We start from the raw sequence: 8,381 nt of genomic DNA on the forward strand, positions 1-8,381 counted from the left end.
CCCCCCCCCCCCCCCCCCTCCCCCCCCCCCCCCCCCCTCCCCCCCCCCCCCCCCCCCCCCCCCCCCCCCCCCCCCGCTCCCACATTTGTTTTGTGTATGACTTAATTGTCTATGCTTACTTTTCACACACACGTGACGAGGGGTTTATGGACGATCCGGTCGACAACAAACCGCCAACCTTCTGGCAGATGCTGCACAGCGTCATGGCCGCGGCGTTCGGAGTGCAGAGCGGGAAGAACCGTGCGCGTGACTTCACCCACGGCGAGCCCAGTCATTTCGTGATTCTGGGGATTTTATTCACGGCGGTGTTTGCCCTGACGTTGTTCGGCATCGTCAAGCTGGTGCTGATACTGGCCCTGTAGGAGCGAGCACGCTCGCGATGGAGGCCCGGTCACCGCGGGGAATCAGATTGCCAGCGTTATCGTTGACGACCATCGCGAGCTTGCTCGCTCCTACAGGGATATCGATGTGGCGGATCAGTGCATCAGGGTTTGCAGGCTGAACGGGTATCGATAGGACGTCGGTCGCCCCTTGGCCGAGAGTTTGTGAAAATCTACACCGAAATCCTGTGTGCCGCCGCCCATCGCCAGCAGTCGCTTTGCCTGTGCCCGGTCAATCAGTTGCAATAAAGGAATCTGCCGGTCACGACCGCCGTACTGGCTGATATCGACACCCTCGTCGTAATCATGCAACTGCACCAGCGCCCAGCCACCCAAACTGAAATGCCCGCCCAGCAGCACGCTCAAGCGATTGTCCAGCAACGCGTGCAAGGCTGCCGGCGAGTTGTTGATCGTGCCGAACAACGCATCCTTGCCGGGTTTGCCGCCCGACTCTTCGAAAGCGCGCATCACGCCAAACGCCATTTCGTCATTGGCCGACCACACCAGCGACGTTTGCGGATAACGCCTGAACAGCATCTTGGCCTGTTCATAGGCGCGCTCCCGGGTCCAGCCGCCGGACACCAGCTGGCGAAGGTGCACTTCGGGATGCTCGGCCAGCGCCCTGCGCATGCCCTTCTCTCGCAACTGCGCGGACGGTGTGAGTTTCAATCCGGAGAACGCCAGTAAATCAATCGACTGCCCGGGAGCAACCGGTGGGTGCAGGCGAATCAGCTCCTTGAGCATCAGGTAGCCGCCCTCCTCGTCGTTGGGCACCAGGCTGCCCACCCAATCCGGGTATTTGTCCGATCGTGCCCCCAGCAGCCGCACCTGGTCCGCGCTCAGGCCATTGTTGACAATGAACAGCTTCACTCCGCTCCCCAGCGCCAGGCGCAGGATTTCGGGGGCGATGTTTTGCTCGTTGACGAAGACCAGATAGTCCGGGCGCTTTGTCCCTTGGAGGGCCTCGCGCGCCTGCTTGAGGGTGATTTCAGAGTTGCGGTCGGAATACTCGATGCGCAGGTCCATACCCAGGTCCCTGGCGGCGGCCTGCATGAATTGCGAGTAACTGACCCAAAAGGCTTCTTTGGTGGTGCCCGGATTGAGAAACAGCACCGACGCCGCGTGAGCGCAAGGTCCCATGACCGTTACAAGCGCCAGCAATACGCCACACAGCAACTTCAACATTTGTCGTCCGAGCCCCCGGAAATTCGCCGCGCATTATAGCCAGCGAACGTCCATAAAACGGCGTTTATTCCGGTTATTGTCCGACAATCGTCGGAACGGGGCCCGGACGGGTCGTTTATTGATGACTGACCCAAAATACCGCTGTGCCAACGACCAGGATGATCAGGAACAGAATCGCCCAGGCATCGACGGTGCTATCGCTTTTCCTTGCTTTGGTTGGGTTGCTCATTGCATCGCCTCTTGTCGGTTTTATCGGTGATTGCAGAAAGACTCGACCAGAGTTAAGACGATGATTGCCCGCACGACAAATGTGGGTTAGCTAACAACTATTCTCGTTAGGCGATTTTGTTCTTTGCATATATTCAAACATCACTTTTGCGCATAACCGCAAACTGGTATCTTGCCCCGGCTCCATAGGGAGTGCGCGGCCGTGCGCGCAGAATTGCAGAGGCTCCTGGACTGCGGCAAGCACAAAAACGCAGCTGTATCCGAGCGACCCAAGCCTGAGAACAGGACTTATATGTACGTATACGACGAGTACGATCAGCGGATCATCGAGGACCGCGTCAAGCAGTTCCGTGATCAGACCCGACGCTATCTGGCAGGCGAGCTGAGCGAAGAAGAATTCCGCCCCCTGCGCCTGCAGAACGGGCTTTATATCCAGCGTTTCGCACCGATGCTGCGGGTAGCGGTGCCTTATGGCCAACTGACTTCGCGTCAGATGCGAATGATGGCCAAGATTGCCCGTGACTACGACAAGGGCTATGCCCACATCAGTACCCGGCAGAACGTGCAGTTCAACTGGCCGGCGGTGGAAGACATCCCGGACATCCTCGCTGAGCTGGCCACCGTGCAGATGCACGCGATCCAGACCAGCGGCAACTGCCTGCGCAACGTCACCACCGACCAGTTCGCCGGTGTTGCATCCGACGAGCTGATTGATCCGCGTCCATGGTGCGAAATCGTCCGTCAGTGGACCACGTTCCACCCGGAATTCGCCTACCTGCCGCGCAAGTTCAAGATTGCCGTCAACGGTTCGACCTCCGACCGCGCTGCCATCGAAGTCCACGACATTGGCCTTGAGCCGGTGCACAACGCCGCTGGCGAACTGGGTTTCCGTGTGCTGGTGGGTGGCGGCCTGGGCCGTACCCCGGTGGTGGGCGCGTTCATCAATGAATTCCTGCCGTGGCAAGACCTGCTGAGCTACCTCGACGCCATCCTGCGTGTGTACAACCGCTATGGCCGTCGCGACAACAAGTACAAGGCACGGATCAAGATCCTGGTCAAAGCGCTGACCCCTGAAGTCTTTGCGCAAAAAGTCGATGCGGAAATGGAGCACCTGCGCGGTGGCCAGACCACATTGACCGAAGCCGAAGTGCATCGCGTCGCCAAACACTTCGTCGATCCGGACTACAAGGCCCTGGATAACCAGACCGCTGCCCTGGCCGAACTCGACAAGGAACATCCGGGCTTCGCCCGCTGGCGCACCCGCAATACCGTAGCCCACAAGAAACCGGGTTATGTCGCAGTAACGCTGTCGCTCAAGCCGACCGGTGTTGCGCCGGGCGACATCACCGACAAGCAACTCGACGCCGTGGCCGACCTGGCCGATCGCTACAGCTTTGGTGAATTGCGCACCTCCCACGAGCAGAACATCATCCTGGCCGACGTCGAGCAGGACAAGCTGTTCACCCTCTGGGGCGAGTTGCGCGAAAACGGTTTCGCCACGCCGAACATCGGCCTGCTGACCGACATCATCTGCTGCCCGGGCGGCGATTTCTGCTCCCTGGCCAACGCCAAGTCGATCCCGATCGCCGAATCGATCCAACGCCGTTTCGACGATCTGGACTACCTGTTCGACATCGGCGAACTGGACCTGAACATTTCCGGTTGCATGAACGCCTGCGGTCACCACCACGTCGGCCACATCGGCATTCTCGGGGTGGACAAGAAAGGCGAAGAGTTCTATCAGGTCTCCCTCGGTGGCAGCGCCAGCCGTGACGCAAGCCTGGGCAAGATCCTCGGCCCTTCCTTCGCACAGGACGATATGCCTGACGTGATCGAGAAGCTGATCGACGTGTACATCGAACAACGTACCGAAGACGAGCGCTTCATCGACACTTATCAGCGTATCGGCATCGACCTCTTCAAGGAACGCGTCTATGCAGCGAATCATTAAGAACAACGAAGTCGTGGACGAAACCTGGCACCTGCTGCCCAAGGATTTCAACATCGACGAGATCACCAACTGTGACGACTACATCGTCCCGTTGCAGCTTTGGCGTGAGCACAGCCGCATGCTGCTGGCCCGCGACGGCGGCCTGGGCGTGTGGCTGGACGCCGGTGAAGAAGCCGAGGAAATCGGTGAGGACGCCAATCAGTTCCAGGTCATTGCCTTGAACTTCCCGGCCTTCACCGATGGCCGCAACTACTCCAACGCCCGCCTGCTGCGTGACCGTTACGGTTTCAAAGGCGAACTGCGGGCCATTGGCGATGTGCTGCGCGACCAGCTGTTCTACATGCACCGCTGCGGTTTCGATGCCTTTGCAATCCGTCCCGATAAAGACCCGTACGAAGCCCTTGAAGGTCTCAAGGATTTCTCGGTGACTTATCAGGCCGCCACCGACGAGCCGCTGCCGCTGTTTCGTCGCCGGTGATCGTGATGCCTTGAGCCCCGACCGGGGCTCAAGGTGTTACAACGCACTCCCCCCGACCGCAGGCGGCCGTCCAGATACCTCCCCGTCGCTGTAAAGTCTTGCCCGGTCTTCCAGTGCGTTGAAGGCCGCAAACGGATTGTCGAACGCACCTGTCGGCAGCCGCACATCCTGGGTCAATCGCTCCCACAACGCCTGTGATGCATCTGCTTCAGCCAGCAGTCGCCACACCCGCGCCTGAAGATCCGGATAGTTAATTTGGAAGTCCGGCGTGAGCGTCAATGTATTCATTGTCCCCAAAAATCGTCCACCGCGTGGCCTGAGCGCCAGTCGCTGCCAGATCTGCAGCCGAGCCTCCCGTTGCCCGGCGTCGATGCCTCGCAACCAGGCTGCCGGATCCGAGTAGCCATTACCCGGCGCACTCAACCACAAATTGATCCCCGTTCGTTCCCGATGAGCGACCAGCCGCCTCAATGTGTCCTCGTCGGTCAGCGGATTGTTCCACAGCAGCACTCGATCCCTGGCAATGGCCTGATTCATAACCGCCTGGGGGACGCGTTGAATCTGGTTATCACGTAAATCCAGGGTCGTCAGATACGGCTGGTCCATGATCCCGACCGGGCACGTGGTGATGCCGGTGTTGTTCAGCTTCAGCGATCGCAGCTGGTTCATTCCCATCACCATAGGGGGAACACCCAACGGGTTATCGCTCAGATCCAGTGATTGCAAATTGACCAGCGAGCTCAACTGCGCCGCCGTGTTCTCCTGGAAAGTCAGCTCGGTGGAACGCAGGTTCAACGAGGTGAGGTGCTGCAACTGGGGGATACTCGGTGGCAGTCCGCCTTGCAGATGTCCATTGATATTGGCTAACCGCAAGTCCGTATTTTCCAGATTCAAGGTGCGTAAATTCGGAAAACGCTCCAGAAAGCCATTCAGCGTTTCCCGTTCAATCAAGTGGAAATTTTGTAGATTCAATTCCACGACGTCATTGAAACGCACGTTCAACTCAGGCAGCCGATGGTAGTCTTCATGACTCATATTCATGGTAAAGCCTTGAACGTGATTTCCTGAATAGTGGCTGTTTTGCTGCGGCTCCCGTTTTTGCAGGATCGCCGTCAGTTCGTCAGCAAGCTCGCGCCTGAAGTCGAATTCATTCGCTACCGTATCCTGCAGCAGTTCGAAGTTACGTATCGCTATGTCCTGGTTAGTCAGTCCCGCTGCCGCAGGATCCCCCCTGTGCAGGAAGGGAATATCCATGTCATGGACATCGACCCAAACCTGAACGAACCAAGTCTCCAGATCCGCATGCAACTGCTGTAATTGGCGCCTTGCATTGTCGATATGAGCCTGAGCGCCCACCCCGAATCGCTGCAAGATCAAATCGGCGTCATCGCTGGATAGCTCGGGGTAGATCTCCTTGACCTGCAACCTCATCATCTCCTGCGTCAAGGCTGCTGCTTGAGGCGTGTCTGGATAACCGCCACCCCTCAAGCCCTGTGCCTCAAAGGGTAACCCGGAGTCCATCCGGCCCAGCCCCAGGGCGAGCTCCGAACGGGACAACCCATGATCACCGACCAGCGCTTTCAGCTCGGCGCCTGGATCCTTGGACAATAGCTGCAACGCCGAACGCTCACCTTCGGACAGCAGACCGGTAACTGCCTCGTAAAAACCTGTCCCCGTACTAGCTTGGGCAAATACACTGCTGAACTGATAGCGGTCTGCTGTCTTGATCAAGCGCCGACAGTCAAGCGTATCGAGGGGGCCGCTACGGTCCAGAATCCGCCCACCGGGCGAACCGTCCAGCACTTCGATTCGGAGATTTTTCGGCCAATGCGGCAGGTTTTTCAGTGAATGCAGGGCCAGGGTGTCCGATTCGGGCGCGGTAACAGCGTGAAGATACAAGCCCTCATAAGCGCGATTGAGGCGCACATGCTGCTGGTACTGGCGAGCCTTGCTGTCGAGCTGTCTGAACACTCGCGTTGCCTCGGCAATGTCCGGAGCAGACTTGAAATCGACACCGTAACGGTCGAGCATTTGCTCCACAGCGGCCTTGGGCAAACCAGGGTATTGCCGTTGAAACAGTTGCACCCATTTGTGCTCCGACTTTTGCAGTGCCAGATAACGACGACTGAACAGCTCGGCGGGTGCCACCGATGGATCGTTCAGTGCCGCGACCTCATGATCGATCCTGAAGCGCTCAATCGTGTCCGCCAGCAACGGGGTCGGAGCCCGCCCGGCCTGCATGAGGCGCAACATGTCATCATCGATGGCACTGACCTTGCCGATCTGGGCCAATACCTCGTCACTGAATGTCCCTGCCGGGACACCGACACCGCGTAACAGATCGACGCGTGAGGGCGATGGCGGCATCGGATGCATGGGGGCGTCAGCATCGACAGCTGACAGGCTCGGCCTGACCGAGGTTTCGCCCTCTGCATCCCCTGCCTTGGCCGGCCACGCCACATCCACCCCTTCACCGCGCAACGCGGCGACGCCCTCAGCCAATGGCAGGGCATTGAGCAAACCGAACACCGTTCGAGTGACGCCTTCAGAACGCTTGTCGGTCGTCTCACCGTTAATGAGCTGATTCAGGCCATAGCCGGCATCGATCAGGCCGGCCAACACCAGCAAACCCTCGCCTCCCGGGACAAACAATGCCAATGGGCCAAACTGGTTCACCCACTGCACAATTGGTTCGATGACAGCGCTCAAGTTATCGCGATTGACCTGGGCATCGTCGCGGATGGTTTCGACGCTGGCCTGGGCGGCGCGTTTCATGCCTAACACCAGTTGCGCGAAGGGATCGGTTTTTGCCGAAACCAGGTCGAAGGCGATGTAATCGTCAGGGTCCCAATAACCGTCGTCATTGAAAAAGCCGGCTTCCGGGGTCAAGTGATGCTGGCGCGGGTAAGCCGCCATGCCATCCAGCGCGGTAAGCACTCCAGCGTGAAACGTACCATCAGTACGGTCTTCTTCAGCGAAGTGGGCCGCCAGGGCTTGTTTCGTTTCCAGCGCCTTGCCCTGCTCGACAATCCAGCGCCGCAATTGCTGGCTGTCGGCAAAGTCGTGCAGCGGGGAGGAATTACCAGGGATGTACAACAACACCCGGCCGCTGGAGCGGTCGCGGTAACACCAGATATCCGTCGCGGTGTATCGGTAGAGCTTCAGTCGACTCGCCTCGACACTTGAGGGAAGCCGCGTCAATGCTTGCAGCTGCTCAATCGTCAGCGCTTCCCAGGTCTGGTTTTGGGACAACCCGGCCGCCTGCATCGCCAGTTCCAGACCTTGTAGGGACAAAGAGTTTTCCTGATGCTGCAACCACGCTGACATGACAAAAGCCGTCTTGGTCGATGTTCTCAGCGGATAGGGTTTGGCTCCCGTTATTACCTCGTCAGAGGGCCAGGCCTTGTCGACGTAGTCCTGATACAACTCTTTGAAAAACAGGGTCCAGACCCACTTCTTGAAGTCCGCTGGCCTGAGGCTGATTTGTGTCTGCGGTCCATAAACCTGCGGAACCGTACGGCGATAAATGCCTTCATAGGTCTTGTGATTGCCGCTGCCGTGTTCGGCGAGTGCGTCGACATTTTCGACGATTTGAACCGGCGGCCCGACGTCCGGCGGCGTGTATAAACCGAACGCGGACTCGCCAAAGCGCCCGTCGCCGACAGTTTGGTAATTGAATAACAGCGCATCTACCAACGTTCGCGAACTCGCCACTTGTCCTTGGTGAACAGCATTTTGTACGGGATGGCCCCGGTAATCGTAATCGAGGGTCACCAGCAAGGCTGTCTGTGGATCGATCCCCGCCCCCCACTTTTCCTTGATCTGGTGTTCGCCAAATTGGGCGGGGCTTAGCGGGAGCGCAGTGTCCACAACGGCTTTGAGCTCGTCGCGCAGGGGCACAGAGGTCGCGGGGTGTGCAGGGGAAACGTGGTCGTCGGAAAACTCGTTCATTTTGCAGTCCGTTGCAGATTGAGGAACCTCACCCTAACCAATCTGTGGGCGCTGCAACGTGGGAGTCATCGACAGCATTTTTAGGAAAGTTCGCCGCTTCCAGACGGAAACGGGGGACCTGTGGGGGGGGGGGGGGGGGGGGGGGGGGGGGGGGGGGGGGGGGGGGGGGGGGGGGAGAGGGGGGGGGGGGGGGGTATGTCGGGCAGGG

The 8,381-nt window shown here is 58.9% G+C and carries 5 protein-coding genes; 3 read left to right on the forward strand and 2 right to left on the reverse strand.

The features are described 5' to 3' along the window. Nucleotides 1-146: 146 nt before the first annotated feature. Nucleotides 147-362, forward strand: coding sequence for a DUF2970 domain-containing protein (locus ACSFE6_RS29770; protein ID WP_435430954.1), 216 nt, complete (start codon nucleotides 147-149; stop codon nucleotides 360-362). A 114-nt stretch (nucleotides 363-476) separates the two neighbouring features. On the opposite strand, the gene ACSFE6_RS29775 is transcribed toward ACSFE6_RS29770, so the two are convergent. Beyond that, nucleotides 477-1,565 (reverse strand): ABC transporter substrate-binding protein, encoded by a 1,089-nt coding sequence (locus tag ACSFE6_RS29775; protein ID WP_435430955.1) that lies wholly within the window; start codon nucleotides 1,563-1,565, stop codon nucleotides 477-479. 520 nt (nucleotides 1,566-2,085) lie between these two features. Here ACSFE6_RS29775 and ACSFE6_RS29780 point away from each other — a divergent pair. Both ACSFE6_RS29780 and ACSFE6_RS29785 read left to right on the forward strand, forming a co-directional pair. Beyond that, nucleotides 2,086-3,744 carry a nitrite/sulfite reductase gene (locus ACSFE6_RS29780; protein ID WP_435430956.1) on the forward strand — a complete coding sequence of 553 codons (1,659 nt, stop codon included), beginning with the start codon at nucleotides 2,086-2,088 and terminating at the stop codon, nucleotides 3,742-3,744. Beyond that, complete coding sequence (locus ACSFE6_RS29785; RefSeq protein ID WP_435430957.1) at nucleotides 3,728-4,222, forward strand: DUF934 domain-containing protein; 495 nt, start codon at nucleotides 3,728-3,730, stop codon at nucleotides 4,220-4,222. The genes ACSFE6_RS29780 and ACSFE6_RS29785 overlap by 17 nt, the downstream gene beginning before the upstream one ends. Before the next feature lie 36 nt (nucleotides 4,223-4,258). On the opposite strand, the gene ACSFE6_RS29790 is transcribed toward ACSFE6_RS29785, so the two are convergent. Continuing rightward, nucleotides 4,259-8,173, reverse strand: coding sequence for a dermonecrotic toxin domain-containing protein (locus ACSFE6_RS29790; RefSeq protein WP_435430958.1), 3,915 nt, complete (start codon nucleotides 8,171-8,173; stop codon nucleotides 4,259-4,261). Nucleotides 8,174-8,381: the final 208 nt, after the last annotated feature.

The organism is Pseudomonas baetica, from assembly GCF_051216495.1.
GTDB lineage: Bacteria > Pseudomonadota > Gammaproteobacteria > Pseudomonadales > Pseudomonadaceae > Aquipseudomonas > Aquipseudomonas baetica_B.

Excerpts from the sequence above, each read along its gene's own strand:
- ACSFE6_RS29770 (WP_435430954.1), top strand. The coding sequence starts at position 147 with ATGGACGATCCGGTCGACAACAAACCGCCAACCTTCTGGCAGATGCTG.
- ACSFE6_RS29775 (WP_435430955.1), bottom strand. The coding sequence starts at position 1,565 with ATGTTGAAGTTGCTGTGTGGCGTATTGCTGGCGCTTGTAACGGTCATG.
- ACSFE6_RS29780 (WP_435430956.1), top strand. The coding sequence starts at position 2,086 with ATGTACGTATACGACGAGTACGATCAGCGGATCATCGAGGACCGCGTC.
- ACSFE6_RS29785 (WP_435430957.1), top strand. The coding sequence starts at position 3,728 with ATGCAGCGAATCATTAAGAACAACGAAGTCGTGGACGAAACCTGGCAC.
- ACSFE6_RS29790 (WP_435430958.1), bottom strand. The coding sequence starts at position 8,173 with ATGAACGAGTTTTCCGACGACCACGTTTCCCCTGCACACCCCGCGACC.